A 25,351-nucleotide genomic window follows, 5' to 3' on the forward strand; every position below is an offset into this window, starting at 1 on the left:
TCATCGCCGCGGAGCGCGGGTGCTCATCGCAGCGCGTCCTCGTCCTCGCCGCCGAGGTCGGCGCCCGAGAGGTCGACCGGGGCCTCGGTGTCCCGCGGGGCGGAGGTGTCCTCGAGGATCGCGTCCTCCGCCTCCCGGGCCTCGGCATCGGACTCCTGCTCCTCGTCGTCCTCGTCGGCCGAGCCGGCCACGTGCAGCTCCAGAGCCGACCGGTCTCCCGCGACGCCGGCGGAGACGTGGTCCCCGTCGTGCACCGTGCCGCGCAGGATCATGCGCGCCAGGGCGTCGCCGATCTCCTTCTGCACGAGCCGCTTGAGTGGCCGCGCCCCGTAGAGCGGGTCGAAGCCCTCGTCGGCCAGCCACTGGGTCGCGGCGTCGTCGACGTCGAGGGTGATCCGGCGCTCGGCGAGCCGCGCGGAGACCGAGGCCACCTGCAGGCGCACGATCCTGGCGAGCTGCTGCCGGTCCAGGGCGTCGAACATGATGACGTCGTCCAGGCGGTTCAGGAACTCGGGCTTGAAGCTCGCCCGCACCACGTTCATGACGTTCTCGTGACGCTCCTTCTCGCCGAGCGCCTGGTCCTGCAGGAAGTGCGCCCCCAGGTTCGAGGTGAGGATCAGGATCGCGTTGCGGAAGTCCACCGTGCGGCCCTGGCCGTCGGTCAGACGGCCGTCGTCGAGGACCTGCAGCAGGATGTCGAAGACGTCCGGGTGGGCCTTCTCGATCTCGTCCAGCAGCACGACCGTGTACGGGCGGCGGCGGACCGCCTCCGTGAGCTGACCGCCCTCCTCGTAGCCGACGTATCCCGGAGGGGCGCCGACCAGACGGGAGACGCTGTGCTTCTCCCCGTACTCGGACATGTCGATGCGGGTCATCGCGCGCTCGTCGTCGAACAGGAACTGCGCGAGCGACTTGGCCAGCTCGGTCTTGCCCACGCCCGTCGGTCCCAGGAACAGGAACGATCCGGTGGGACGGTTCGGGTCGGCGATGCCCGCGCGGGCACGGCGTACGGCGTCGGAGACCTCGGTGACGGCCTGGCGCTGCCCGATCAGGCGCTCCCCGATGATGTCCTCCATGTCCAGGAGCTTCTGCGTCTCGGACTGCAGCATGCGCCCGGCGGGGATGCCGGTCCAGTTGGAGACAACCTCGGCGATGTCGTCGGGGCCCACGCGGTCGGAGACCAGCGGACGGGACTCCTCGGCCTCGCCCGAGGCCTCGACCTCCTCGGCGTCCACGAGCTGGCTCTTGAGCGCGGGGATGTCCCCGTACAGGATCTTCGAGGCGGCGGTGAGGTCGCCCTCGCGCTGGGCGCGGTCGGCCTGCATGCGCAGCTGCTCGAGCTGGGCCTTGAGGTCGCCGACCTTGTTCAGCCCGGCCTTCTCGCGCTCCCAGCGCACCGAGAGCTCGTCCATCTTCTCCGTGCGGTCGGCCAGCTGGCCGCGCACCGATCCGAGCTGCGCCTGGCTGCCCGGATCGTCGCTGCCCTGCAGGGCCAGCTCCTCCATCTTCAGGCGGTCCACCTGGCGACGCAGGATGTCGAGCTCCACCGGGGAGGAGTCGAGCTCCATGCGCTGGCGCGACGCGGCCTCGTCGACCAGGTCGATCGCCTTGTCCGGCAGCTGGCGGCCCGAGATGTAGCGGTCCGAGAGCGTCGCGGCGGCGACCAGCGCGGCATCGGTGATCGAGACCTTGTGGTGCGCCTCGTACTTGTCCTTGAGCCCGCGCAGGATCGTGATGGTGTCCTCGACGCTCGGCTCGCCGACGAAGACCTGCTGGAAGCGCCGCTCGAGAGCGGGGTCCTTCTCGATGTTCTCGCGGTACTCGTCGAGCGTGGTCGCGCCCACCATGCGCAGCTCGCCGCGGGCGAGCATGGGCTTGAGCATGTTGCCCGCGTCCATCGAGCCGTCACCGCCGCCGCCGGCGCCGACGACCGTGTGCAGCTCGTCGATGAACGTGATGATCTGGCCGTTGGACGTGCGGATCTCGTCGAGGACGGCCTTCATCCGCTCCTCGAACTCGCCGCGGTACTTCGAGCCGGCCACCATCGAGGACAGGTCGAGGGAGATCAGGGTCTTGTCCCGCAGGGAGGCCGGGACGTCGCCCGCGACGATGCGCTGGGCGAGGCCCTCGACGACGGCGGTCTTGCCGACGCCGGGCTCGCCGATCAGCACGGGGTTGTTCTTGGTGCGGCGGCTGAGCACCTGCACCACGCGACGGATCTCGGCGTCGCGGCCGATCACCGGGTCGAGCCTGCCCTCGCGGGCCTGCTCGGTGAGGTCGAGGCCGAACTTCTCCAGGCTCTCGAAGGTCGATTCAGGGTTCTCCGTATCCATGGGGTTCTCTCCGATCAGTGCAGGAAGGGCATCGCGCAGCGTGCGGGGCGTCGCGCCGAAATCGGCGGCCAGCCGTGCGGCGTCGTCCTTGCCGAGCGCGATGCCGATCAGGAGGTGCTCGGTGGACAGATGGGTGCGGTCGGCATCGTCCGCCTCGCGGCGCGCCGCCTCGAGGGCGTCGTACCCGCTGCCGACGAAGGTCGGATGGGTGTCGCTGCCGCTCACGCGCGGCAGGGCGTCGATCGCCCGCTGGGAGCGCTCGACGATGCGGTCGGGGTCCGCCCCGACCTTCTCGAGCAGGGCGCGCGCGATGCCGTCCTTCTGCTGGGCGAGAGCCCACAGCAGGTGGATCGCGAGGACCTGGGGGTTGCCGAGCTCCGCCGCCCGTTCGGCGGCCTGGGCCACGGCTTCCTGGGAACGGGTGGTGAAGTGGAACTCCACAGTCGCTGCCTCCGGTTCGTGGATGGTCGATTCCGGGCCGCTGCGACGATCACGCCCGCACACGCGCTCTCGATGAGGCGCATTGCGGGGCACGATCCCTCGCGACCCGACATGAGATGCAACGTCAGGGAAGTTGAGTCTATTCCGCTCAACCCTGGTCTCCCCGTGGCCTGCCTCACGATACTCGCGCAGGGTGTCGGGGCAGCCGCCGTCGTCCACAATCGTCGGCCCTCCCCCGTGACGGAATCCCCCTCCCGGTAGCATCGGCACTCCGGCGCCTCCTCGGCTCCCGCCCGCCGTTCCCGTTCCCCGCGAGGACCCCATGACGCATCCGCCGTCCGCACCGCAGCCCCCGCAGCAGCCTCCGCAGCGGCGCCCCCTCCAGCCCCCGCCGCGGGAGCAGCAGCCGGTCCCCCAGCAGCAGCCGGCGCCCGCGCAGCAGGCCGGCGACCAGTACGTCCATTACGAACTGCCGCGCCTGTACGACACCTCGAGCCGTCCCGCAGGTCCGCTGACGCGCGCCCGCTTCGCTCCCGCACCGGCGCAGCGCCCGCAGCAGGAGCAGCCGGATTCGGCGTGGGCGACGCAGACCCGCCGCATCCAGGAGGTCCAGCAGCAGCCGAAGGCGGGCATGCCGCTGCCGATCGTGCTGGGCTGGATCCTCGCGGTGCTCCTGGGACTCGGGCTGCTCGTGCTCCTCACCCTGCTCTTCCTCCTGTACGTGCTGGAGGGCTCGAGCCCCGGCGCCTGGGTGCTCGAGGCCGTCCTCGCCTCGTTCTCCCTCGTCGTCATCGTCGGCGTGATCGTGCTCGCGGACCGCTGGGATCCGCAGCCGATCCCCCTGCTGATCAGCGCCGTGCTGTGGGGCGCGGCAGCCGCCGCGGGCACGGCGTACGTGGTCAACACGGTCGTCTCGATCCTCGCCTACCAGGTGACGGGCGATGAGGGCGCCGCGTCGTTCGTGGGGGCCGTGATCAGCGCGCCCTTCACCGAGGAGAGCGCAAAGGGCCTCGGCCTGGTGGTGCTGTTCCTGGTGGGACGGCGCTACTTCAACGGCCCGCTCGACGGACTCGTCTACGGGGCCCTCATCGGCGGCGGATTCGCGTTCACCGAGAACATCACCTACTACGGGAGCGCCTGGGACCACGGCGCCGTCACGACCGTCGCGTCGACCGTGGTGATCCGCGGGATCATCGGCATCTTCGGCCACGCCATCTACACCTCGCTGACCGGCGTGATCATGGGACTCGTCGCGCGCAAGTGGGGCACCGTGCCGGGTGCGCTCGTCTACCTCGTGGCGACGTGGCCGGGCATGTTCCTGCACTGCATGTGGAACCTGTCCTCGTTCCTGTTCCCCGACCTCGAGGGCCTGATCATCATGCTGCTGCTGGAGTTCGTGCTCTCGGCCCTGTGGCTCGGCCTGATCGCCGTGCTGGTCTGGGACGAGTCGCGCCTGACGCGCGTGCGCCTGGGCGAGTACGCGAACCTCGGCTGGCTCACGCACGAGGAGGTCACGATGCTGGGCACCTGGAAGGGACGTCGGGAGGGCCGCTCCTGGGCGCGCACGATGGGCGCCCTGCCCGTCATGAAGCGCTTCATCCGGGAGTCGGCGGAACTGGCCGCTACCCGCCAGCGACTGCTGGCCGACGGGGCGAGCCCGAAGGCCACCGCGCACGAGAGGCAGCTGCTGGACCGTCTCACGGTCAATCGCCGCGCGCTGCTCTCCCGGGCCTGAGGTCGACGGAGCTCTCGCCGAGGGCGTCGACGGGATTTGCCCCGCGACCGCGCAGGCGGTCCATCTCCCGTCGATCCTTCTTGGTGGGCCGGCCGGCGCCGCGGTCGCGGCGGGGCGGCGCCGCGAGCAGCTGCGGCGCGGGCTCGGGCGAATGGTCCTCGTAGGCCTCGCGGGCGACGGGCGCGCCCACCCGCTTCTCGAGCAGGCGGGTGACCACGATGATCCGCTCGCGTCCGGGACGCCGCACTCGCAGCTCGTCGCCCACGGAGATCCGCTGCGAGGCCTTCACGAGGTCGCCGTCGCGGCGCACGTGGCCGCCGCGGCAGGCCGCCGTCGCGGCCGAGCGGGTCGGGAACAGGCGCACGCTCCACAGCCACACGTCCACGCGCACCGCCGTCGGACCCGTCGGGCCCGACGCCCCGATCGGCCCCTGCCCGCCGCTCATGGGACGTCGACCTCGCGCACGAGCGGCCAGGGATCGGCCTGCTCCAGCTGGGCGGCGAGCGCGAACAGCAGCTCTTCGTCGCCGCCGCGCACAGCGCCCAGCTGCACGCCGAAGGGCAGCTCGATGCCGTCGATCTCCTCGCGGTGCAGAGGCACCGACATCGCCGCGCGCCCGGTCATGTTCCAGGTGCTCGTCCACGGCGTGAAGGCGCACTGGGCGTCGAAATCCGCCTCGGGATCCTCGAGCTGGAGCTCCGCGGGGAACGCGGGCGGCGCGGCGAGGGACGGCGTGATCACGACGTCGAGGCCGTCGAAGGCCTCCCCCACCTCCCGGGCCAGCATCTGCATCCCCGCGAGCGCGCCGGTGACGGCGCGGCCGTCGTACTCGCGCCCGCGCTCGCGCAGCCAGCGGGTGAGCGGCAGGAGCAGCGCCTCGGCCTCGGGCGGGAGGTCCAGGGCGGCGGCGCCGACGGTCCACAGCGGCATGAACGTGCGCCAACGCGTGGTGTCGAAGGGCGCGGGCACCGCCGTGACCTCGTGTCCGAGCGCGCGCAGCAGAGCGCTCGCGCGCTCGACGGCGCGCAGCGCCGCCGGGTGCACGTCGGTCGCGATCGCGAGGGGCTCGGTGAGCACGCCGATACGCAGTCCCGTCCCGCTCCCGCCCGCGCCGGGGAGCCCGCCTGCGGCCTGCTCGAGCGGTGCGAGATAGCCCCCGCGAGGGGCGCGTCGGCCCCAGGCGTCGCCGGGACGCACACGGGCGATCAGATCGAGCCCGAGGGCCGCGTCGCGCACGGTGCGGGCGAGGATGCCATCGGTCACCAGCCCCGGCCCCTCGGCGCCGTGCGGCCCCGGGGACACGAGTCCGCGCGAGGGCTTGATCCCCACGATGCCGCAGCAGGCGGCGGGGATGCGTATCGAGCCGCCGCCGTCGGATCCCTGGGCGATCGGCACGATGCCGCTGGCGACGGCCGCGGCCGCTCCCCCGCTCGAGCCGCCGGCGGTGCGGCGGGTGTCCCAGGGCGTGCGGGCGGGCGCCGTGGTGGCGGGCTCGGTGTAGCAGGGCAGTCCGAACTCGGGGGTCGTCGTCTTCCCGATGGTCACGGTGCCCGCGTCGAGGATGTCCTGGGCGACGCCGTCGGTGACGTCAGCGCGGGTGCCGGCGAGGACCGCGCTGCCGGCCTCGAAGGGCTCGCCCTGGATCCGGGTGAGGTCCTTGATGGGCAGCGGCACGCCGAGCACGGGACGGGACCTCGCGAGCTCCTCCCGGGCGGAGCCGCTGCGTGCGGCGGCGAGCTCCCGGGCGGCGGTCTCGGCCTGGGTGCGGCTGCGCTCCTCGAGAAGATGTGCGAAGGCTCCGACACGGGGGCCGACGGAGCGCGCCTGCGCGAGGACCCTCTCGGTGTGCTCGCGGACGTCGACCTCGCCGTCGCGCAGCGCGCGGGCGAGCGCGAGGGTGTCGAGGCGGAGGGGGTCCGCCGTGGGCATGGTCATCGGAGCTCCTCCTGCATCGCGGGATGCCAGGGTCTCACGCGGGCGCCTCGTCCGGTGCGCCCGATGTCCGGCGCGGGGAGGGCGCTCAGCCGCGGGCGGGGAGGTGTCCGCGCACGTGCTCGACGATGCCGCGGGAGGCGGCCTCGATCTTGCGGGCGGTGTCCTCGAAGTCGCTGCTGTCGCCGTACCAGGGGTCGCGGATGCCCAGGTCCTCCGGGGCCTCGGGATCGAACTCGCGCAGCATGCGCAGGCGCTCGGAGACGCCGCGCCCGCCGATCCGCTCGAGCGGCCCGACGTGATCGTGGTCCAGGGCCAGCACCAGGTCGACCTCGCGCAGCTCCTCAGGCGTGACCTGCCGCGCCCGGTGGCCGGAGGGGTCGAATCCGAGCTCGCGCAGCTTCGCCCCGGCCCGAGGATCGATGGGTTCGCCGGTCTCCCAGCTCGTGGTGCCCGCGGAGGAGATCTCGACCTGGTCCGCCAGGCCCTCGTCCTCGAACGCGCCGCGCAGCATGTACTCCGCCATCGGCGAGCGGCAGATGTTGCCGGTGCACACGGTGATGATCCTGAAGGTCACGCGTCGCCCTCCTGCGGCTCGGGGCCGACCTCGTCGGTGGGACGCTGCGTGGAACGGGGCCCTGCGGGATGACGTTCGAGGTAACCGCGGGCGAACCAGCAGGTCGCCTCGACGTCCAGGCCCTCCTCGGCGGTCTCGGCGAGGGCCTCCTGCACGAGCGCGGTGCCGATGCCCTGGCCGCCGTGCTCCGGGGAGACGACGGTCGAGCGCAGATCCCGCACGCCCTCGGCACTGCCCGGACCGTACTGGAGGACGCCCACCAGGCGGTCGTCCAGCAGCGCCTCGAATCTCTCCCGGTCCGCCGCGTGCGCGATGCGCAGTCCCTCGACGATCCGTCCCCGTGCTCCCATGGGGCATCACGGTACACTGCCGGTCATGCCCGCGCCCCTGATCTGGCACATCACCGAACGCTCCTCCTGGGACGCGGCGGTGCCCACCGGGCGCTACACGTGCTCCACCCGCGGCCGCAGCCTCGCCGAGGTCGGCTTCATCCACGCCTCCTGGCCCGAGCAGATCTCGATGGTCGCCAAGCGCGTCTATCCGGATCGGCCGACGGACCTGGTGATCCTCGAGATCGACGTGCAGCGCGTCGAGGCCGCGGGCATCGCCGTGGACGTGGAGGAGGACTCCCGCGGCACCGGCCGCTCCTATCCGCACATCCGCGGTCCCGTGCCGATCAGCGCCGTGGTCCGCCTGCGCCGCACCAAGTGGCTGGGTCGGGAGTTCGTGGTCGTCGCCTGAGCGGATCGCGCGAGAACTTCCTGTCCCTCCCCCTCGGCCCCCGCCGGACGTAGCATCGGGCATGGCCCGATATCTGGACATCCATCCCGTGGACCCGCAGCCGCGCCTCATCGAGCAGACAGTGCGCGTGCTGCGCGACGGCGGGCTGATCGCCTACCCCACCGACTCCTGCTACGCACTGGGCTGCGCGCTCGAGGCGCATGAGGGGCTCGAGCGCATCCGCCGCATCCGGCAGGTCGGCTCCGACCACGACTTCACGCTCGTCTGCGCGGACTTCGCGCAGCTCTCGCAGTTCGTGCTGGTCTCCAACCCCACGTTCCGCCTGGTCAAGAACCTGACCCCGGGGCCGTACACGTTCATCCTGCGGGCCACCAAGGAGGTGCCCCGCAGGATGGCCCATCCGAAGAAGAAGACCGTGGGGGTGCGCATCCCCGACAGCCGCGTGGACCGGGCACTCGTGGAGGCCCTCGGCGAGCCGATCGTCTCCTCGACCCTGCTGCTGCCCGGCGAGGAGACCCCGCCCTCGCAGGGCTGGCAGGTCCAGCAGGCGCTCGACCACCAGCTCGACGTCATCATCGACTCGGGCGACGTGGGCACCGAGCCCACGAGCGTCATCGACCTCACCGGGGATCTCGCGGAGATCCGGCGCGAGGGCGCGGGGGATCTCTCGCTCCTGCAGTGAGTCGACGCGGCGGGCCCGGCCCCGGCCGACGTCAGTACCGGGCTGCCTGATCCCGGGCGCGTCAGCTCCGGCCTCGTCAGCTCCGGCCTCGTCAGCTCCGGCCTCGTCAGCTCCGGGCGGCCTCGGCCTGCGCCCGCGTGCGCGGCGAGAGCACGCCGGAGAACACGAGGATCCCCACGGCGTAGACGGGCACGAGCCAGAGCGCGTAGCGCAGGGTGAGGGCGTCGGCGAGGGCACCCACGATCGGCGGCGTCACGAAGAAGCCGATGCGGGCGAACCAGCCGACCACGGTGATGCCGAGCCCGTGCGGAACGCCCTCCATCTCGTCGGCGGCGCGGAAGGCCGCGGGGAACAGCGTCGCGATCCCCCAGCCCGCGCACGCGAAGCCGATCAGCGCCGTCGCCGGATGCGGGAAGACCAGGGCCATCGCCATGCCCGCCCCGCTGAGGAGCGCGCCGATCCGTGCGGTGAGGCGGTCGCCGAGGCGGTCCACCACTCCGTCCCCCAGGAAGCGGCCGACGGTCTGCGCGCCCTGCAGGGCGACGAAGGCGAGGCCCGCGAGGAACGGCGTCGCGTCGAAGGTGTCCCGCATGAACAGCGCTCCCCAGGTGTTGCCCGCATCCTCCGTGGCGCCGGCGAAGACGAGCACGAGCCCGAGCGCGGCGATCAGCATCAGGCCGCGCGTGGTGCTCGCACGGGTCACCGACGACGCGCCCACGCCCGGGGCGCCTGCGCTCTGGGCGCCGTCCGCGACGACCTCCTCCTCGGCCCCGGGTTCCGGAACGCCCGCGGAGGCCGCGGAGGGAGCGGCGAGGCCCGCCTCGAGCGCCGCCGGGCGCCGTTCCGTCGAGTCGTGCCCCGTGAGCAGGAAGCGCCTGCCGCCCACGGCGAGGGCGCCGAAGACCACGAGGCCGACGATGCCCTGGAGCCACAGGGGCACCGCCAGCTGGGCGCACACCGATCCCAGGATGCCGCCGGTCACGGCCCCGAGCGACCACCAGCCGTGGTAGCTGTTGAGGATCGAGCGCCCGTAGCGGCGCTCGACGCGCATGCCGTGGGAGTTCATGGAGACATCGGTGATCGAGTCGCTCGCGGCCGCGAGGAAGAGCGCGACGGCCAGCCACAGCCAGCTGGCTGCGGTGTACACGAGCAGATGCACCGTGCTCGCGATGATCTGGAACGCCACCGCGACCCGCGCCGATCCGAAGCGCGCCATCAGCGGGGCCGCGAGCAGGCCCGCCGCGAGCCCGCCGATGGGGCCGAGGCCGACGGCGAGCCCGAAGGACCCGTTGGACAGGCCGATGGACTCCACGAGCTGGGGGTACCGCGGCAGGATCGCGCAGAACGATGCCCCGTTGAGGAAGAAGATCAGCGAGACCGCCCAGCGCGCGTGCCGGGCATCGGCGGCGATGGGGGCGCGGACGGGTCGCGGCGAGCGGGACGAGGAGTGGGCGGAGGACACGTGCACCAGGCTTCCGGGAGGTGAGCGGCGGTGGTCTGCGGTGGAACGCGGTGATGCGGAGGGCCGCCCGTGCGGGCGGAGGACCGGTCGGGGCCGGTCGGGCGGCCCACGCGCTGCGGAGCGAGAACGGGCCCCGCTCTCCGGCGGCGGAGAGCGGGGCCCGTCGGCGCGATGCGGAGCCCGTCGTCGGGCGCCGCTCACGATCAGCGGTGGCGCGGCTGCGGACTCAGCGCAGCAGCGCGGGTATCGCCTGGAAGGCGAGGAACAGGGAGAGGATGCACATGAGCAGCCCGATCACGAAGAGGAACCACGCGATCGTGTAGAGGCTCATGACCCACAGGCCGGCGATGAACAGGCCGAACACGACGATGAACAGCACCCAGGTCACCACGGGGTTGTGGGTGGAGGGGGTGCTGGTCTCCTCACGGGGCTGCTGCGTGTGCGGGTCGGTGGCGGAGCTCATCATTCCTCCAGGGGGTACGGCGGGGACATCCCTCATCCTAGACCAGCACGGGCCCCGTCCGCGCAGGAGTGCACGCTGCCGATCGCGGTGACGAGCGCCTCGAACAGGCCATCGCCCTCGCGGTCGAGCTCGGGGTGCCACTGGACGGCCAGGACCGGGGAGCCGGCGGTCGCCTCGAGGGCGAGCGGGAGGCCGCTCGCATGGTGTCCGACGGCGCGCAGGCCCTCGCCCACGGTGCGCACGCCCTGGTGGTGGAACGCGGTGACCTCGGGACGGGTGCCCACGGCGAGCGCCGTGTCGCTCGCGGCATCCACCTCGACCTCGACGCGGGTGGGACGCTGCCCGGTCACCGGGTGCTGCGGGAGGTCCGCGGGAAGGTGCTGGTGGAGGTCGCCGCCCTCGGCGACGGTGATGACCTGCAGACCGCGGCAGATGCCCAGGACCGGCAGGCCCACGCGGCGGGCGGCCCGATAGAGCGCGGTCTCGAAGGCGTCGCGCTCCGGGGCGGGCGTCATGTCGGTCTCCCGGGCCTCGGCGCCGTACAGCGCGGGATCGAGGTCGGCGCCGCCGCTGAGGACGATGCCGTCGAGCTCGGCGAGCTCCTCGTCGGTCCACGCGTCCTGCGGGGCGAGGATCACCGGCCGGGCACCCGCGCGGCGGATCGCCTCGACGTAGTGCTCGGTGAGAACCACCGCCTCGTGGCCCTCCCAGGCGCCGGACATCAGGCGGGACGTCCCAGCGGTCACGCCGATGAGCGGGCGACGAGTGCGCTCGGCCATGAGAGGTCCTTCCTGTTCGATGCCGGTGTCCGGCGGGTGCGGTGCTGTGGCGCCGGTCCCGGTCGGGCCGACGGAGTCCATATCACTCCCCCGCGCGGTGCCCGGTCCACGTGTGTGGCCGAATGTGACGGGCTCTGGTAGGAATCCCCCATGTCGCCCGAGAACCCGGACCCCTCCCCCGCCCTGGACCTGCCGGAGGTGCTCGTGATCGAGCACGAGGCGGACTGCCCTCCCGCGGTGCTCGCCGAGGTGCTCGACGCCGAGGGCGTGACGCTGCGTCTCGTGCGCGCGCACCGCGGCGAGCAGGTGCCGGACGATCTGCGAGGCGTCGAGGGGCTCGTGGTGCTCGGCGGCGGCATGGACGCCGACGACGACGCCGGTCATCCCTGGTTCCCGGCGGTGCGGGCGCTCGTGCGCACCGCGCGCGACCGCCGCGTGCCCACCTTGGGCATCTGCCTGGGCGCGCAGCAGCTCGCCCTCGCGCTCGAGGGCGCCATGGGCCGCCGCGCGGTCGCGGAGGTCGGGATCCTGCCCGTCGTGCCCACCGCCGAGGGCGGGGAGGATCGATTGATCGCCGCGCTCGGCGCGGAGCCCCGGGTGCTGCAGTGGCATCAGGATCAGATCACCTCGCTCCCGCCTGCCTCCCGTCTCCTCGCTTCCGGGACCGACGGCGCCGTGCAGGCCTTCGTCACCGAGGACCTCGCGTGGGGCGTGCAGTTCCACCCCGAGGTGACACCGGGGGTCGTGGCCCGCTGGGCGGAGTCGAGCGACCTGCTGCCCGAGGGCGTGACGCCCGCGCAGGCCGCAGCGGCCGTCGCGGAGGCCGAGGCCCCGCGCGAGAGCTGGCGGGCGCTGCTCGCCGCCTTCGCCCGTATCGTCCGCGGCGACTGACGGCGCGCCGTCGCGCCGTCGCGGGCATTCGCCCCGCGCGCTCACCCCAGGGCGAGCACTCCGGCGTTGGCGAGGATGGCCTGCTCGTAGTGGCCGCGCAGCTGTTCGGCGAGCGCGCTCCAGGAGCGCCCTCGCACCGAGTCGAGGGCGGCACGGCCCATGGCCTCGCGCTTGGCGTCGTCGAACAGCAGATCGGCGGTGCGGGCACGCAGCTCGGCGAGGTCGCCGGGCGCGTACAGCCATCCGGTGCGGCTGGGGTCTATGAGGTCGATCGGGCCCCCGGCGCGCGGGGCGATCGCGGGCAGGCCGGAGGCCATCGCCTCCTGGATGGTCTGGCAGAAGGTCTCGTGCTCACCGGGGTGGATGAACAGGTCGGCGCTCGCGAGGTGCGCGGCGAGGTCGGCGCCGCGGCGGAATCCCACGAAGCGGGCACGCGGCATGGACCGCTCGAGATCGGCGCGCTCCGGACCGTCGCCCACGATCACCACGCGCACCCCGGGCATGTCGTGGACGACGCGCAGGTCGCGCACCTGCTTCTCGGGCGCCAGGCGCCCCACGTAGGCGACGATCCGCTCTGCGGGGTCGGCGAGCTCGTCGCGGAGGGCGCGGGAGCGCGCCGTCGGACGGAACTGCTCGGTGTCCACGCCGCGGCCCCAGAGACGGATGCGCGGGATCTGATGGGAGGCGAGCAGGTCGCGGGAGGCGGTCGACGGGGCGAGGGTGAGGGTCGCGCGCTGGTGGAGGTCGCGCAGGATCTGCCAGCAGGCGTTCTCGAGGAACGGCAGCCCGTAGGCGGCGGCGAAGCCGGGCACGTCGGTCTGGTAGACGGCGACCACGGGCAGGTCGAGCTGGCGGGCGGCGATCGCGGCGCGTCCGCCCAGCACGATCGGGGAGGCGAGATGGACGACGTCGGGTGCGTGGGCGGCGATGGCGCGTCGCAGGGACGTCGCGCTGACGGTCGCCACGCGGATCCCGGGGTAGCCCGGGAGCGGCAGGGACGGCACCTCGTGGATGGGCACCCGCGCACCGCAGGCAGTGGTCAGGGCCTCCGGCGCGCCCGCGTGGTGGGGCGCGATCACGGAGACGTCGTCCCCGCGGGCGGTCAGCTGGTCGGCCATGTGCAGGACGGAGCCGGTCACGCCGCTCATGTGCGGCAGGAACGTCTCGGCGATGACGAGGATCCTCACGCGCTCAGCGTGTCCCGCAGCGGGATACCGCAGGACACGCCGGCGTGACGTGTCGGCGACGTTCGTGCGAACGTCGGCCGAGGATCGGACCGGTCCGGACCGGTCCGATCGGGCAGGCTCCGGCCGGCCGGTCCGAGCCGGGTCGGGCGGATCGGTCCGGGTGGTCCTCAGAGCCTCGCGGAGGCGATCGCGGCGCCCTGCACGAGGGAGTCGAGCTTGGCCCAGGCGATGTCCGGGTGGATGCGCCCGCCCAGCCCGCAGTCGGTCGAGGCGATCACGCGCTCGGGGCCCACGACCTTCGCGAAGCGCTCGATGCGCTGCGCGACGAGCTCGGGGTGCTCGACCACGTTGGTGGAGTGGGAGACGATGCCGGGGACGATGACCTTGTCCGCGGGCAGCTCGAGGTCCTCCCACACGGTCCACTCGTGCTCGTGGCGCACGTTCGCGGCCTCGAAGCTGAAGTACTTGGCGTCGATCTCGAGCATCGTGGGCGCGAGGTGCGCGAACTCGAGGTCGGTGGTGTGGGGACCGTGCCAGGAGCCCCAGCACAGGTGGAACCGGACCCGCTCGGCGGGGATCCCCTCGAGGGCGCGGTTGACCGCGTCGACGCGCTTGCGGGTGAAGTCGAGGTAGTCCTCGACGGTGGGCTCGGGGTTGATCTGGTCGAAGTTCTCGGCGATCGAGGGGTCATCGATCTGCAGCAGCAGCCCGGCGTCGGCGATGGCGCGGTACTCCGGGCGCATGACCTCGACCCACGCGTCGAGGAAGGCGTCGACGTCGCCGTAGTGGTCGTCCTGGATGCGGCTGCCCGATCCCGGCGAGAGGGTGTTGAGGAACCCCTGCTCGATGCCGTGCGCGTCGAGCGCGGCCTGCAGGTTCGCGGCGTCCTGGGCGACCAGCTCGCGTCCGAGCTCGGTGAAGGCGACCTCGCCGGTCGCCGCGGGGAACACGTGCTGCTCGCCGAGCGAGATCCCGGAGGCCGGGTCGGCGTAGGCGTCGGCGAAGCGCACCCAGTCGCGGCGGTCCGCGAAGGAGGTCAGGCGCACGTCGCCCGGCGCGGAGCGCACGGGCTCCTGGCTGCGATGGTCCACGCCCGTGATCTGCAGTCCGCTCACGCGGTCGAAGACGTAGCTCCACCAGGTGCCGTAGTTGTAGGCCGATCCCATGGCGTGGCCGTACTCGCCGTCGTTGGGCACGGAGATGCCCACGCGCTGCTGGCGCGCGACGATGTCGTCGACCGCGGAGGCGAGGATCTGGCGGAACTCGTCGGTGATGATCGGCGTGACGCCGTCATCGGCGACCTCGCGGCGCGCGTTGGCGTCGATGAGCTCGGGCGTGCGCGGGAGGGAGCCGGCGTGGGAGGTGAGGATCTCGGTCATGACCGCAGGCTACGGGGGTCCACGCCCCCGTCCGAAACCGGATGACACGCGGGTTCATGCGGCCGGGCCGGGCCGGGCCGGCGGGATCGGCCCGGCCCGGCCCGCGCCCGACGCGTCCGCTGCGGAGCGCGGCGTCGGACGCGGGACCACCGCGCCTCAGGACTCCGCGTACGCCTCGGGGCTCTGGCAGGTGCACACGAGGTTGCGGTCGCCGAAGGCCTGGTCGACGCGGCGCACCGGGGGCCAGTACTTCGCGGCGATCCGCATCTGCACGCTGTCGTGGCGACGGCCCCGCGCGATGCTCTCCCGCGAGGCATGCACGCCCGGGTAGACCGCGATCTCCCGCGAGTAGGGGTGCGACCAGTCCTCCCGGGCGATCGCCTGCGCGGTGTGCGGCGCGTTGACCAGCGGGTTGTCGTCCTTCGGCCAGGCGCCGGAGGCGACCTGCTCGGCCTCCTCGGCGATCATCAGCATCGCGTCGACGAAGCGGTCCAGCTCGGACAGGTCCTCGGACTCGGTCGGCTCGACCATGAGCGTCCCCGCCACGGGGAAGGACATGGTGGGCGCGTGGAAGCCGTGGTCGATGAGGCGCTTGGCGACGTCGTCGACGGTGATCCCGGTGCGCGCCGTGAAGGGGCGCAGATCCAGGATGCACTCGTGCGCGACGAGCCCGTTCTCCCCGCGGTAGAGGATGTCGAAGACGTCCTTCAGGCGGGCGGCGATGTAGTTCGCGGCGAGCACCGCCGAGGCCGTGGCGTGGCGCAGCCCGGCCGCGCCCATGAGGCGGATGTACGCCCACGGGATCGGCAGGATCGACGGGGAGCCGTAGGGAGCCTGGGACACCGGCGCGCCGCCGTGCACGGTCGCGGGGTGCCCCGCGACGTAGTGCTCGGGGTCCTGCATGAGCGGGTGGCCCGGCAGGAAGGGCGCGAGGTGCGCCTTGGCCGCGACGGGGCCGACGCCCGGGCCGCCGCCCCCATGGGGGATGCAGAAGGTCTTGTGGAGGTTCAGGTGCGAGACGTCGCCGCCGAACTCGCCGGGGCGGGCGACCTCGACCATGGCGTTCATGTTCGCGCCGTCGACGTAGACCTGGCCGCCCGCGTCGTGCACGAGCTCGCAGACGGTGCGCACCTGCTGCTCGTAGACGCCGTGGGTGGAGGGGTAGGTGATCATGATCGCGGCGAGCTCGTCGCCGTGGTCCTTGATCTTCTGCTGGAGGTCGTCGACCTCCACGTTGCCCTCGGCGTCCGAGGCCACGACCACGACGCGCAGACCCGCCAGGACCGCGGAGGCGGCGTTGGTGCCGTGGGCGCTCGCGGGGACGAGGCACACGGTGCGCTCGGAGTCGCCGCGCGAGAGGTGGTAAGCGCGGATCGCGAGCAGCCCCGCGTACTCGCCCTGGGAACCGGCGTTGGGCTGCAGGGAGACGGTGTCGTAGCCGGTGATGTCGGCGAGGAAGCGCTCGAGGGAGTCGATGAGCTCGAGATACCCCTCGACGTCCTCGCGCGGGGCGAAGGGGTGCACGGCGGCGAACTCCGGCCAGGTGATCGCGCTCATCTCGACGGCCGCGTTGAGCTTCATGGTGCACGAGCCCAGCGGGATCATGCCGCGGTCCAGCGCATAGTCCTGGTCGGAGAGTCGTCGCAGGTAGCGCATGAGGGCGGTCTCGGAATGGAAGGAGGAGAACACCGGATCGGCGAGGTAGGCGCTCGTGCGGTGCAGCTCGGCCGGCCAGCCCGCGCCGATCTCCGGGAGCCCGTCCTCGTCGGCGCCCTCCGAGGGGCCCGACCCGTCGGTCGCCGCGTCGGACACGGCCCCGTCGGCCGCGATCCCGCCGGGGACCGAGGACTCCGCAGGTGCGAAGCCGTCCATGACGCCGACGAGGGCCTCGAGATCGCCGGCGTCGGTGGTCTCGTCGAGGCTCAGGCGCAGGGTGTCCGCGTCGACGATGCGGATGAGATAGCCGGTCTCGGCGAGCGCCGCGGCGATCTCCTCGGCCCGGCCGGGGACGGCGACGGTGAGGGTGTCGAAGAAGGCGTCGTGCGCGAGGGGGAAGCCGCTGCGGGTGAGCGCGGAGGCGAGGTCCGCGGTGCGCGCGGCGACCTGCCGGGCGATGCGGCGCAGCCCGTCGGGTCCGTGGTGGACCGCGTACATCGAGGCCATCACGGCCAGCAGCACCTGGGCCGTGCAGATGTTGCTGGTGGCCTTCTCACGGCGGATGTGCTGCTCGCGGGTCTGCAGGGCCAGGCGCAGCGCGGGATTCCCCTCGGCGTCCTGGGAGACGCCGACGAGACGGCCCGGCAGCTGGCGCTCGAGCCCCTTGGCCACGGACATGAAGCCCGCGTGGGGGCCGCCGAAGCCGAGCGGCACCCCGAAGCGCTGGGAGGAGCCGACGGCGACGTCCGCGCCGAGCTCGCCGGGCGGGGTGAGCAACGTGAGGGCGAGCAGGTCGCTCGCGAGGATCATCTTGCCTCCGGCGGCGTGGACGGCCTCGGCGAGGGGCTGCGGGTCCCACACCAGGCCCGAGGCGGCGGGATACTGTGCGAGCACGCCGAAGGCACCGTCCTCGAGGGCCGCTGCGGCGGAGGCCGGGTCCTTGAGGTCTGCGCTGACGAGCTCGATGCCCACGGCCTCGGCGCGGCCGCGGACGACTGCCTCGGTCGCGGTGAACATGTCCTCGTCGATGACGAAGCGCGCGACCTTCGCGCGGGTCGCCCGGCGGGCCAGGAGCATCGCCTCGGCGGCGCTCGTGGCCTCGTCGAGCATCGAGGAGTTCGCGATCGGCAGGCCGGTGAGGTCGGCGACCACGGTCTGGTAGTTCAGGAGCGCCTCGAGGCGGCCCTGGGAGATCTCCGGCTGGTAGGGCGTGTAGGCGGTGTACCAGGCGGGGTTCTCCAGCACGTTGCGCTGGATGGCCGCGGGGGTCACGGTCCCGTAGTACCCCTCCCCCAGCAGCGGAGTGCGCACCGTGTTGGCGCGCGCGAGCCCGCGCAGCTCGGAGAGCACCTCGGCTTCGCTCGCCCCGTCGCCGAGGGCGTCGTCGGTGCGGGGATCCAGCAGGATCGTCCCGGGCACGGCGGCCTCGAGCAGGGCGTCGAGGTCCTCGACGCCGACGGCCTCGAGCATGCGGCGCTGGGCATCGGGGTCCGTCCCGACGTGGCGGTGGACGAAGGCGTCGTGGGGGAACGGGCTGGCGGTGCTGGTCATCGACGTGGGTCGCCTCATCGGGTGTCGCGGATGGGAGGGGTTCTGCGGTGCGGCCGGACCCTGTGCGGCGAGGGTCCCGGCCGGAGCGGCCGACGGGCGGACCGAGGTCTCGGACGGCCCGTGGCCAGGGGGGTGACGGGGTGGCGCGGACGCGGGCCCGTCCGCCCGGTCACTCGCCGACGGAGTCCTTGTACTCGGACTCCTGCATGAGGTCCGGAGGCAGGGAGAGGAAGGAGGCCTTGACGAGCCACCCGTCCTCGAACGGGGAGGAGTTCACGAGCTCCGGCGAGTCGACGACGGCCTGGTTGACCTCGGTGACGGTGCCGTCGAGCGGGGCGAACAGGTCGGAGACGGACTTCGTAGACTCGATCTCGCCCATCTCGGTGCCGGCGCTGATGCTCGCGCCGATCTCGGGCAGGTCCACGTAGACGACGTCGCCGAGCTGGCCGGCGGCGAAGTCGGTGACGCCGATGACGGCGATGCCGTCCTCGCCGACGCGGACCCATTCGTGGTCCTTGCTGTAGAGGAGTTCGTTGCTCATGGTCGGTCCTTCCGGGACGGGGCGATGACGGGCAGGGTCGGGAGCGGAGGTCAGGAGCGGCGGTAGAAGGGCAGGGCGGTGACGGTCGCGGGCAGGTCCTTGCCGCGCACGTCGATGACGACCTCTGTGCCCTCGGCGGTGGCCGACGGGTCGAGGTAGGCCATGGCGATGGGGTGTCCGAGCGTCGGGGAGAGCACGCCCGAGGTGATCTCGCCCAGGTCCTGGCCCTGCGCGTCGCGCACGCGGGCGCCCGCGCGCCCGGCCCGTCGGCCCTCGGCGACCAGGCCCACGAGCACGGGTCTCCCGCTGGGGTCCGCGGCCTCGATGGCCGCGCGGCCCACGAAGTCTCCCTTCGAGGTGAGGGCGACGACGCGCCCCATGCCCGCCTGGGCGGGGAGGGTGTCGCGGCCCAGCTCGTGGCCGTACAGCGGCATCCCCGCCTCCAGGCGCAGCGTGTCGCGGCTGGCGAGGCCGCAGGGGGTGAGCTCGGCGCCGCCGGCGGCGACGACCGTGTCCCACAGCGCGCGTGCGTGGGAAGAGGGGACGTACAGCTCGAAGCCGTCCTCGCCGGTGTAGCCGGTGCGGGCGACCAGCAGCTCCTCGCCCTCGAAGGTCCCCGCGAGCACGCGGTAGTACTTGAGCTCGGCGATCTCCTGGACGCTGACGCCGGTGCGCGCCCCCACGAGGGCGCGGGTGACGATGTCGGCGCTCGCGGGGCCCTGCACGGCGATGAGGGCGACGTCGGCGGAGCGGTCCTCGACCTCGACGTCGAGCCCCGCGCTGCGCTCGCGCAGCTGCTCGGCGACGACGTCGGCGTTGGAGGCGTTGGCGACCACGAGGAAGCGCTGCTCCCCCAGGCGGTAGACGATGAGGTCGTCGACGAGCCCGCCGTCCTCGGTGAGCATGAGCGAGTACTTCGCGCGACCTTCCGAGATGCCGGACAGCTTGCCCGCGAGGGCCCGGTCCAGGGCCTCTCCGGCGCCGGGGCCGACGAGCTCGATCTCCCCCATGTGGCTGAGGTCGAAGATGCCCGCGTGCTCGCGCACCGCCCTGTGCTCGGCGAGATCGGAGCTGTAGCGCACGGGCATCTGCCATCCCGCGAAGTCCGTGAACGTCGCGCCCAGCTCCTCGTGCACCGCGTGCAGCGGGGTGGTGCGCTCCATGGCCTCGGGCATCTGCTCTCCTGTTTCGTGCGGGGCTCTCCCTCGCAGGTGGGAGGGCTGAGCCGGGAGACTCGCGGCCGCGTCCTCGCGGCGCGGATCTCACTGTACCGGGGCGGGACGGGTAGGCTGGCACGGTGACTCGGGAAGGTACGTGGGAATGGCCGATCACGATCCGCGGGCAGCGAGTCGTGATCCGCGCCCCGCACGACGGCGACCGCCCGGAGATGATCCGGCTGATGACCGACCCGATCACCCGCGAGTACCTCGGAGGGTCCGTCGACTACGCGTCCCGCCAGGCCCTCGAGCTGTCGCCGCTGGGGCTGAGCTGGGGGCACTGGGTGATCGACCGGGCCGACGACGAGGACCGCATGATCGGGTCCATCACCCTGGACTACGACCGCGGTGAGCTCGAGCTCTCCTACGCCCTGCTGCCCGAGGCCACCGGCCAGGGCCTCGCGGCGGCCTCGTGCCGCCAGCTGCTGGCCTGGGCGCAGGAGAACCTCGAGGACGACCACGTCATCGCGGTCACGCAGACCCGCAACAAGCGCAGCGTGGCCCTGCTGCAGCGCCTGGGCTTCACGGTGCGCCGCGGACTCGAGGAGTTCGGCTCCCAGCAGCTGATGATGGAGCGCTCGCTGGAGACCGCCCTGCCCAGTGCCGAGGAGATCGCCGCCTTCGTCCCGCCGCACGCCCCCGCGTCCTGGCGCTGAGCGCCGAGGCCCACTCTGCCGTCCGCCGCTCCGCGCAGCACTCGCTCGACAGCATCTCGAAGCACAGCACTGCACGACCCATCGACCCAGGAGGTCCCCATGACCGCGTCGTCCGCAGCAGCCGCTCCGTCGGCCCCGACCCGCACCCTCGCCGACGGGACCGAGATCCCGCTCATCGGCTTCGGCACCTCCTCGACCAAGGGCGTCGAGGGCGCCGAGGCGATCGCCGCGGCACTGCGCGGCGGCTACCGTCTCATCGACACCGCCGCCCAGTACGGCAACGAGGCGGCCGTGGGCGAGGGCCTGCGCGCGAGCGGCCTCGATCCGGCCGAGGTCTTCATCACCACGAAGGTCGCCGGGGGCGACCAGGGCCGTGAGGCCGCCCGGGGCGGAGTGCTCGAGTCCCTGCGCCGTCTGGGCCTGGACAGCGTGGACCTGGTGCTCATCCACTGGCCGAACCCCTCCCGCGGTCTGGCCGTGGACACCTGGCGCACCCTGCTGGACCTGCGCTCCGAGGGCCTGATCCGCCACGCGGGCGTCTCGAACTTCCGTCCCGGTCAGCTGCAGGAGCTCTTCGACGCGACCGGCGAGTGGCCCGAGGTCAACCAGATCCAGCTGTCCCCCGCTCTCCAGCGCCGCGAGGCCGTCGCCTTCCACGACGACCACGGCATCGTCACCGAGGCGTGGGGACCGCTCGGCGGCCGCGAGGGCCTCGGCGAGCAGTTCGCGATCCGCAAGGTGGCCGACAAGCACGGCGTCGCCGTCGCGCAGATCGCCCTGCGCTGGGCCGTCGACCAGGGCATCGTCGTGATCCCGAAGTCCGCGAATCCCGAGCGCCAGCGCGCCAACCTCGACCTGGGTTCCGTGGCGCTGGACGACGAGGACCGCGCCCTGCTCGCCACGCTGGACCTCGGCGAGGACGCCGCCTGGGACTCGAGGACCCACGAGGAGTGGTGAGCCCCCGGTTCCGTCCGGACCCCTCGCAGCGGCTCGTCGTCCTCACGGGGGCGGGGCTCAGCGCGCGCACCGGGGTCGGCACCTTCCGCGGGCCCGCCGGGCTCTGGGCGCTCTCGCCCGACCTCGAGAGCGCCATGCACGCCGACGCCCTCCCCGGCTCCCTGCCCGCGCTGTGGCGCGTGTGGGGCGGGATGGCGAAGGTCGCGGCGGATCACGGTCCGACGCCCGGTCACTACGCGATCGCCCGCATGGGTGCGCCCGTGATCACCCAGAACGTGGACGGCCTGCACCAGGCGGCGGGGTCCCGCGACGTCAGCGAGCTGCACGGCCGCGCGTACACGGCGGTCTGCACCGATCCGGACTGCACGTGGGAGGCCCCGCTGACCCCGGGCGAGGGCGATCGCGCCGAGGATCACGGCGCGCCGTCCGTCTGTCCCGTCTGCGGGAGCCCGACCCGGCCCGACGTCGTGCTGTTCGACGAGATGCTCCCCGAGGCCGCCCTCTCGCGCGCGCAGGCCCTCGCGATCTCGGCCGACGTGTTCGCGGTGGTCGGCACCAGCGGCACCGTGTTCCCGGCCGCGGCGCTCGCGCCGCTCGCGCGCGAGCACGGCGCGACCACGGTGCTCATCGACATCGATCCTCCGCGCGACCCGTTCGTGCGCGCCGCCTTCGATCATGTGATCGCCGAGGACGCCCACCAGGTGCTTCCCGACTGGGAGCGCCATCGCGACGGCGCGACGAACCCCTTCCTCGAGCCCTTCGGCTGAGCGCGGCCCCGCACCCGGCGACTGCGCGCGGAGACTGCGAGGCGCGGCGCACCCGGGCACGCGGCCGCGGCTCAGATCCAGATGGCGGGGTCGACGAGCTCCTCGGGATGGGCTCGCTCGCGGCGCACCCGCGCGGGGACCCCGACGGCGGTCGCATGCGCGGGCACGTCGGCCACGACCACCGCGTTGGCACCGACCTGCGCCTGATCGCCGATCGCGACCGGGCCGAGCACGCGTGCGCCCGCCCCGATGACGACGCCGTCGCCCACGGTGGGGTGGCGCTTCGTGCGCTCCATGGACCGGCCGCCCAGGGTCGCGCCGTGGTAGAGCATCACGTCGTCGCCCACCTCGGCGGTCTCCCCGATGACCACGCCCATGCCGTGGTCGATGAAGAAGCGCCGACCGATGCGCGCGCCCGGATGGATCTCCACGCCCGTGACCGAGCGGGTGGCCTGGGCGAGCAGGAGTGCGGGCAGCCGCGCCCCGCGTCCCGCGCCCCAGAGGCGGTGGGCGAGGCGGTGCGACCAGATCGCGTGCAGGCCCGGGGAGGTCAGCAGCACCTGCAGGTCGGAGGTCGAGGCGGGGTCGCGGTGACGCGCGGCGGTCACGTCGTCGCGGACGGCCGCGAGCGCGCCGCGTCGGCCGCTGCGGACGCGGGACAGGAGGCCCACGCGGGCCTCAGTCCATGTACTCGGCGTACAGCGGGGTCGTGAGGTAGCGCTCGCCGAAGGAGGGCACGATCACGACGATCCGCTTGCCCGCGAACTCGGGGCGCGAGCCGACGCGCACGGCGGCCTCGATCGCAGCGCCCGAGGAGATGCCCACGAGCAGGCCCTCGCTGCGGGCGATGGAGCGGGCGCGCTCCATGGCCGTCTCCGCATCGATGTCGATGACCTCGTCGTACACGTCCGTGTCCAGCAGCGCGGGCACGAAGTTCGCGCCGAGGCCCTGGATCTTGTGAGGGCCAGGCTGGCCGCCGTTGAGGATCGGGGACTCCGCGGGCTCGACCGCGACGATCCGCACGCCGGGCCGACGCTCCTTGAGGACCTGGCCGACGCCCGTGATCGTGCCGCCGGTGCCGATGCCGGCGACGAGCACGTCGATCTCGCCGTCGGTGTCCTCCCAGATCTCCTCCGCGGTGCTGCGGCGGTGGATCTCCGCGTTGGCTTCGTTCTCGAACTGCTTGACCTGGACGCCGCCGGTCTGCTCAGCGACCTCCTGTGCCTTCTCCACGGCGCCCTTCATGCCCTTGGAGGCCTCGGTGAGGACCAGCTCGGCGCCGAAGGCGCGCAGCAGCGCACGCCGCTCCTTCGACATGGACTCGGGCATGGTCAGCACGACCCGGTATCCGCGCGAAGTACCGATCATCGCGAGCGCGATGCCCGTGTTGCCGCTGGTGGCCTCGACGATCGTGCCGCCCTCCTGAAGGGCGCCGGAGCGCTCGGCCGCGTCGATCATGGCCACACCGATGCGGTCCTTCACGGAGGCGGCGGGGTTGTAGAACTCGAGCTTGGCGACGACGTCGGCGACGACCTCGTCGCCCAGGTGGTTCAGGCGCACGAGCGGGGTGCGGCCGACGAGCTCGGAGACGTTCTCGAAGATGGGCATGCGTGTTCCCTTCCGTCCGGGGCGGCGGTCCCGGCGCACCGGCCCCGCCACCCAAAGGTCTGCTTAAGGTGAGTATAAGGGCGCTCCCTGCGCGGGTGCAGGGACCGACGATCGACGGATCCGCCGCGCGCTCGGCGCTCCGTAGCGTGGGGCCATGGACCCGCATTCCCAGGCCCCGACCGCTCCTCCGGCTCCTCTCGCTCCCCGGGCGACGACCCGCGCCCCGGCGCCGTCGGCCCATGTGCGCAGCCTCGTCCTCGTGCTCCTGGGCGCGCTCGCGCTGCTGGCGCTGCTCGCTCCCCTGCTGGCTCCTGGAGCGCATGCCGCTCCCCCGGGCTCCGTCGAGATCGACGACGAGCAGGGGGTGATCGACGATCCGGACGCCCTCCAGGGCCGGCTGCAGGGCATCGATCTCCGCGAGGCCGCCGCTCCGGTCGACCTCAAGGTGGTCACCCTCGACATCGCCGCGCACGACGCGGACCCGTCGGACGATACCGGGCTGAACGACGCGGTGCTGGACGACGCGAGATCCGAGCACCCCGACTGGATCGACGGGGAGAAGTGGGCCGACGGCGTCGTCATCCTCGCGATCGACCCGGAGCACCGGAAGGTCGGGACGTACGCCGGGGAGGACGTCAAGCTCACCGACGACGGCTTCGAGGACGTGCAGGACGCGATGAAGGACGACGCCGCCGACGGCGCCTGGTCCGATGCCTTCGACGCGGGCGCCCAGAAGTACGCCGACCTCCTGGGGCGCCCGTGGTGGCGGAGCCCGGGCGCGATCATCGGCGCCTTCATCGCGCTCGTCGCCCTCGGCGCCGGTGCCGTGGCCGCGCTCGCCCGCGGCGCCGGCAGCCGCCGAAGGGTCCGCACCGCCCGCGAGCGCTTCGACGACGTGCGTGGGAAGCGGCAGGAGACCGATCAGGCCGCCGCCCGGATCCCGCGCGACTCCTCCTACGGCGCGACGATCCTCGCCGACGTCGAGGACTACCGCCGCGCAGTCGACGAGGCGGAGAGCAGCGCCTCCGAGCTGCCCGCGCACCCGGGCCCGCTGTGGGGCATCGGCCCGACGTCGGCGCGTCGGGCGAAGGAGTTCGAGACGTCGGTCGAGGTCGCCGATCGAGCCGACGACACCATCATCGGCGCGGCCCGTCTCCTCGGCCGCACGGGAGACTTCCGGACCGCATGGAAGGAGGAGCGCAGGCCCTTGGACGAGTCGCTGGCCGCGGTCGAGCAGACCATCGCGGAGGTCCTCGACCCCGCCGACGCTGACACCGACACCGACACCGACACCGACACCGACGGGCAGCAGAGCACCACGACGCACTCCGCAGCGGCCGCCGGCCTGCGCTCCACGGCCCAGCAGGTCGGGACCGATCTCGAGGAGGTCTCCACCGCCTACCTCGACGGCGGCATCAGCCCCGACGACGCACTGGAGAGGCTCGACGAGCTCACCGAGCGGCTGTCCGTGGCGAGCGAGCGCCTGCGCGAGGAGGCGATCGGCGCCCGCTCCCAGGACGAGGAAGAGATCGAGGTGATGCGGGACGCCGAGCCCGAGGGCTTCACGAGCGACTTCCCGACCTCGGTGCGCGGGAGGCAGTTCGCCCGGCACCCGCAGGACTACGTCTCGGGATACTCGCTGAGCCCCGTGCTGTGGACGGGCGCCTGGTACGGCGGCGCCACGACGGCGCTGGACACGCACCGCAATCCGCCGGCGTCCTCCGGGAGCACGAGCGGGTACTCGGGCGGTGGCTTCTCGGGAGCGGGCAGCTCGAGCAGCTTCTGAACCGTGGCCG

The 25,351-nt window shown here is 73.0% G+C and carries 23 protein-coding genes; 8 read left to right on the forward strand and 15 right to left on the reverse strand.

All coding sequences use genetic code 11. The features are described 5' to 3' along the window. Window positions 1-23 precede the first annotated feature (23 nt). The gene (gene clpB, locus FHG10_RS11040; protein WP_319803206.1) at window positions 24-2,774 is read right to left on the reverse strand and encodes an ATP-dependent chaperone ClpB; all 2,751 of its coding nucleotides are present in this window, start codon (window positions 2,772-2,774) and stop codon (window positions 24-26) included. Between the two features lie 322 nt (window positions 2,775-3,096). Here clpB and FHG10_RS11045 point away from each other — a divergent pair, with 322 nt between their 5' ends. Continuing rightward, window positions 3,097-4,509: a PrsW family intramembrane metalloprotease gene (locus FHG10_RS11045; protein ID WP_152353392.1), complete on the forward strand. Its 1,413-nt coding sequence runs from the start codon at window positions 3,097-3,099 to the stop codon at window positions 4,507-4,509. On the opposite strand, the gene FHG10_RS11050 is transcribed toward FHG10_RS11045, so the two are convergent. The 4 genes from FHG10_RS11050 to FHG10_RS11065 form a co-directional block, all read right to left on the reverse strand. Further along, entirely contained in the window at window positions 4,478-4,954 is a 477-nt protein-coding gene (locus FHG10_RS11050) for an RNA-binding S4 domain-containing protein (RefSeq protein ID WP_152353393.1), read from the reverse strand. The two genes, FHG10_RS11045 and FHG10_RS11050, sit on opposite strands and share 32 nt — an antisense overlap. Continuing rightward, complete coding sequence (locus tag FHG10_RS11055; RefSeq protein WP_227488188.1) at window positions 4,951-6,444, reverse strand: amidase; 1,494 nt, start codon at window positions 6,442-6,444, stop codon at window positions 4,951-4,953. The genes FHG10_RS11050 and FHG10_RS11055 overlap by 4 nt, the downstream gene beginning before the upstream one ends. Before the next feature lie 85 nt (window positions 6,445-6,529). Beyond that, window positions 6,530-7,018 carry a low molecular weight protein-tyrosine-phosphatase gene (locus FHG10_RS11060; protein ID WP_152353394.1) on the reverse strand — a complete coding sequence of 163 codons (489 nt, stop codon included), beginning with the start codon at window positions 7,016-7,018 and terminating at the stop codon, window positions 6,530-6,532. Next, on the reverse strand, window positions 7,015-7,368 hold the full coding sequence (locus FHG10_RS11065; RefSeq protein ID WP_152353395.1) for a GNAT family N-acetyltransferase: 354 nt from the start codon (window positions 7,366-7,368) through the stop codon (window positions 7,015-7,017). The genes FHG10_RS11060 and FHG10_RS11065 overlap by 4 nt, the downstream gene beginning before the upstream one ends. 25 nt (window positions 7,369-7,393) lie before the next feature. Here FHG10_RS11065 and FHG10_RS11070 point away from each other — a divergent pair, with 25 nt between their 5' ends. Further along, window positions 7,394-7,759 carry a DUF952 domain-containing protein gene (locus FHG10_RS11070; protein WP_152353396.1) on the forward strand — a complete coding sequence of 122 codons (366 nt, stop codon included), beginning with the start codon at window positions 7,394-7,396 and terminating at the stop codon, window positions 7,757-7,759. Window positions 7,760-7,820: 61 nt separating this feature from the next. Continuing rightward, window positions 7,821-8,441 (forward strand): L-threonylcarbamoyladenylate synthase, encoded by a 621-nt coding sequence (locus tag FHG10_RS11075; RefSeq protein WP_152353397.1) that lies wholly within the window; start codon window positions 7,821-7,823, stop codon window positions 8,439-8,441. Window positions 8,442-8,547: 106 nt separating this feature from the next. Here FHG10_RS11075 and FHG10_RS11080 read toward each other — a convergent pair whose 3' ends face one another. The 3 genes from FHG10_RS11080 to FHG10_RS11090 all read right to left on the reverse strand — a co-directional run bounded on the left by FHG10_RS11080 (window position 8,548) and on the right by FHG10_RS11090 (window position 11,145). Further along, a complete protein-coding gene (locus tag FHG10_RS11080) occupies window positions 8,548-9,903 on the reverse strand; it encodes an MFS transporter (protein WP_227488189.1) in 1,356 nt (451 codons plus the stop codon). Window positions 9,904-10,129: 226 nt separating this feature from the next. Beyond that, the gene (locus FHG10_RS11085) at window positions 10,130-10,366 is read right to left on the reverse strand and encodes a hypothetical protein (protein WP_152353399.1); all 237 of its coding nucleotides are present in this window, start codon (window positions 10,364-10,366) and stop codon (window positions 10,130-10,132) included. A 32-nt stretch (window positions 10,367-10,398) separates the two neighbouring features. After that, complete coding sequence (locus tag FHG10_RS11090; protein ID WP_152353400.1) at window positions 10,399-11,145, reverse strand: gamma-glutamyl-gamma-aminobutyrate hydrolase family protein; 747 nt, start codon at window positions 11,143-11,145, stop codon at window positions 10,399-10,401. A gap of 150 nt (window positions 11,146-11,295) precedes the next feature. Between FHG10_RS11090 and FHG10_RS11095 the strand changes: the two genes are divergently transcribed. Further along, window positions 11,296-12,036, forward strand: coding sequence for a type 1 glutamine amidotransferase (locus tag FHG10_RS11095; protein WP_152353401.1), 741 nt, complete (start codon window positions 11,296-11,298; stop codon window positions 12,034-12,036). 41 nt (window positions 12,037-12,077) lie between these two features. On the opposite strand, the gene FHG10_RS11100 is transcribed toward FHG10_RS11095, so the two are convergent. The 5 genes from FHG10_RS11100 to gcvT all read right to left on the reverse strand — a co-directional run bounded on the left by FHG10_RS11100 (window position 12,078) and on the right by gcvT (window position 19,525). Continuing rightward, the gene (locus FHG10_RS11100) at window positions 12,078-13,223 is read right to left on the reverse strand and encodes a glycosyltransferase family 4 protein (protein ID WP_152353402.1); all 1,146 of its coding nucleotides are present in this window, start codon (window positions 13,221-13,223) and stop codon (window positions 12,078-12,080) included. A gap of 167 nt (window positions 13,224-13,390) precedes the next feature. Continuing rightward, window positions 13,391-14,602 (reverse strand): cobalamin-independent methionine synthase II family protein, encoded by a 1,212-nt coding sequence (locus tag FHG10_RS11105; protein WP_152353403.1) that lies wholly within the window; start codon window positions 14,600-14,602, stop codon window positions 13,391-13,393. Between the two features lie 156 nt (window positions 14,603-14,758). Then, on the reverse strand, window positions 14,759-17,809 hold the full coding sequence (gene gcvP, locus FHG10_RS11110) for an aminomethyl-transferring glycine dehydrogenase (protein ID WP_227488190.1): 3,051 nt from the start codon (window positions 17,807-17,809) through the stop codon (window positions 14,759-14,761). 169 nt (window positions 17,810-17,978) lie between these two features. Continuing rightward, window positions 17,979-18,350, reverse strand: coding sequence for a glycine cleavage system protein GcvH (gene gcvH, locus FHG10_RS11115; RefSeq protein ID WP_152353405.1), 372 nt, complete (start codon window positions 18,348-18,350; stop codon window positions 17,979-17,981). A 50-nt stretch (window positions 18,351-18,400) separates the two neighbouring features. Beyond that, a complete protein-coding gene (gene gcvT / locus FHG10_RS11120; RefSeq protein WP_227488191.1) occupies window positions 18,401-19,525 on the reverse strand; it encodes a glycine cleavage system aminomethyltransferase GcvT in 1,125 nt (374 codons plus the stop codon). Window positions 19,526-19,647: 122 nt separating this feature from the next. Between gcvT and FHG10_RS11125 the strand changes: the two genes are divergently transcribed. The 3 genes from FHG10_RS11125 (at window position 19,648) to FHG10_RS11135 (ending at window position 21,947) form a co-directional block, all read left to right on the forward strand. Then, complete coding sequence (locus FHG10_RS11125) at window positions 19,648-20,223, forward strand: GNAT family N-acetyltransferase (protein ID WP_152353406.1); 576 nt, start codon at window positions 19,648-19,650, stop codon at window positions 20,221-20,223. 99 nt (window positions 20,224-20,322) lie between these two features. Next, window positions 20,323-21,180 (forward strand): aldo/keto reductase, encoded by an 858-nt coding sequence (locus FHG10_RS11130; protein ID WP_152353407.1) that lies wholly within the window; start codon window positions 20,323-20,325, stop codon window positions 21,178-21,180. Next, on the forward strand, window positions 21,177-21,947 hold the full coding sequence (locus FHG10_RS11135) for an SIR2 family NAD-dependent protein deacylase (protein WP_152353408.1): 771 nt from the start codon (window positions 21,177-21,179) through the stop codon (window positions 21,945-21,947). The genes FHG10_RS11130 and FHG10_RS11135 overlap by 4 nt, the downstream gene beginning before the upstream one ends. A 71-nt stretch (window positions 21,948-22,018) precedes the next feature. Here the strand turns inward: FHG10_RS11135 and epsC are convergent, their stop codons facing one another. Continuing rightward, on the reverse strand, window positions 22,019-22,618 hold the full coding sequence (gene epsC, locus FHG10_RS11140) for a serine O-acetyltransferase EpsC (protein ID WP_152353409.1): 600 nt from the start codon (window positions 22,616-22,618) through the stop codon (window positions 22,019-22,021). Between the two features lie 7 nt (window positions 22,619-22,625). Continuing rightward, window positions 22,626-23,555 carry a cysteine synthase A gene (gene cysK, locus FHG10_RS11145; RefSeq protein ID WP_152353410.1) on the reverse strand — a complete coding sequence of 310 codons (930 nt, stop codon included), beginning with the start codon at window positions 23,553-23,555 and terminating at the stop codon, window positions 22,626-22,628. 154 nt (window positions 23,556-23,709) lie between these two features. Between cysK and FHG10_RS11150 the strand changes: the two genes are divergently transcribed. Continuing rightward, window positions 23,710-25,341 carry a DUF5129 domain-containing protein gene (locus FHG10_RS11150; RefSeq protein WP_152353411.1) on the forward strand — a complete coding sequence of 544 codons (1,632 nt, stop codon included), beginning with the start codon at window positions 23,710-23,712 and terminating at the stop codon, window positions 25,339-25,341. The last annotated feature ends 10 nt before the right edge of the window (window positions 25,342-25,351 follow it).

Origin of the sequence: Brachybacterium subflavum (assembly GCF_009299795.1) — a bacterium.
In the GTDB taxonomy this organism is placed as follows: domain Bacteria; phylum Actinomycetota; class Actinomycetes; order Actinomycetales; family Dermabacteraceae; genus Brachybacterium; species Brachybacterium subflavum.

Coding starts and splice junctions, on each gene's coding strand:
- FHG10_RS11045 (WP_152353392.1), top strand. CDS start 3,097: ATGACGCATCCGCCGTCCGCACCGCAGCCCCCGCAGCAGCCTCCGCAG.
- FHG10_RS11050 (WP_152353393.1), bottom strand. CDS start 4,954: ATGAGCGGCGGGCAGGGGCCGATCGGGGCGTCGGGCCCGACGGGTCCG.
- FHG10_RS11055 (WP_227488188.1), bottom strand. CDS start 6,444: ATGACCATGCCCACGGCGGACCCCCTCCGCCTCGACACCCTCGCGCTC.
- FHG10_RS11065 (WP_152353395.1), bottom strand. CDS start 7,368: ATGGGAGCACGGGGACGGATCGTCGAGGGACTGCGCATCGCGCACGCG.
- FHG10_RS11070 (WP_152353396.1), top strand. CDS start 7,394: ATGCCCGCGCCCCTGATCTGGCACATCACCGAACGCTCCTCCTGGGAC.
- FHG10_RS11075 (WP_152353397.1), top strand. CDS start 7,821: ATGGCCCGATATCTGGACATCCATCCCGTGGACCCGCAGCCGCGCCTC.
- FHG10_RS11085 (WP_152353399.1), bottom strand. CDS start 10,366: ATGAGCTCCGCCACCGACCCGCACACGCAGCAGCCCCGTGAGGAGACC.
- FHG10_RS11090 (WP_152353400.1), bottom strand. CDS start 11,145: ATGGCCGAGCGCACTCGTCGCCCGCTCATCGGCGTGACCGCTGGGACG.
- FHG10_RS11095 (WP_152353401.1), top strand. CDS start 11,296: ATGTCGCCCGAGAACCCGGACCCCTCCCCCGCCCTGGACCTGCCGGAG.
- FHG10_RS11105 (WP_152353403.1), bottom strand. CDS start 14,602: ATGACCGAGATCCTCACCTCCCACGCCGGCTCCCTCCCGCGCACGCCC.
- gcvP (WP_227488190.1), bottom strand. CDS start 17,809: ATGACCAGCACCGCCAGCCCGTTCCCCCACGACGCCTTCGTCCACCGC.
- gcvH (WP_152353405.1), bottom strand. CDS start 18,350: ATGAGCAACGAACTCCTCTACAGCAAGGACCACGAATGGGTCCGCGTC.
- gcvT (WP_227488191.1), bottom strand. CDS start 19,525: ATGCCCGAGGCCATGGAGCGCACCACCCCGCTGCACGCGGTGCACGAG.
- FHG10_RS11130 (WP_152353407.1), top strand. CDS start 20,323: ATGACCGCGTCGTCCGCAGCAGCCGCTCCGTCGGCCCCGACCCGCACC.
- cysK (WP_152353410.1), bottom strand. CDS start 23,555: ATGCCCATCTTCGAGAACGTCTCCGAGCTCGTCGGCCGCACCCCGCTC.
- FHG10_RS11150 (WP_152353411.1), top strand. CDS start 23,710: ATGGACCCGCATTCCCAGGCCCCGACCGCTCCTCCGGCTCCTCTCGCT.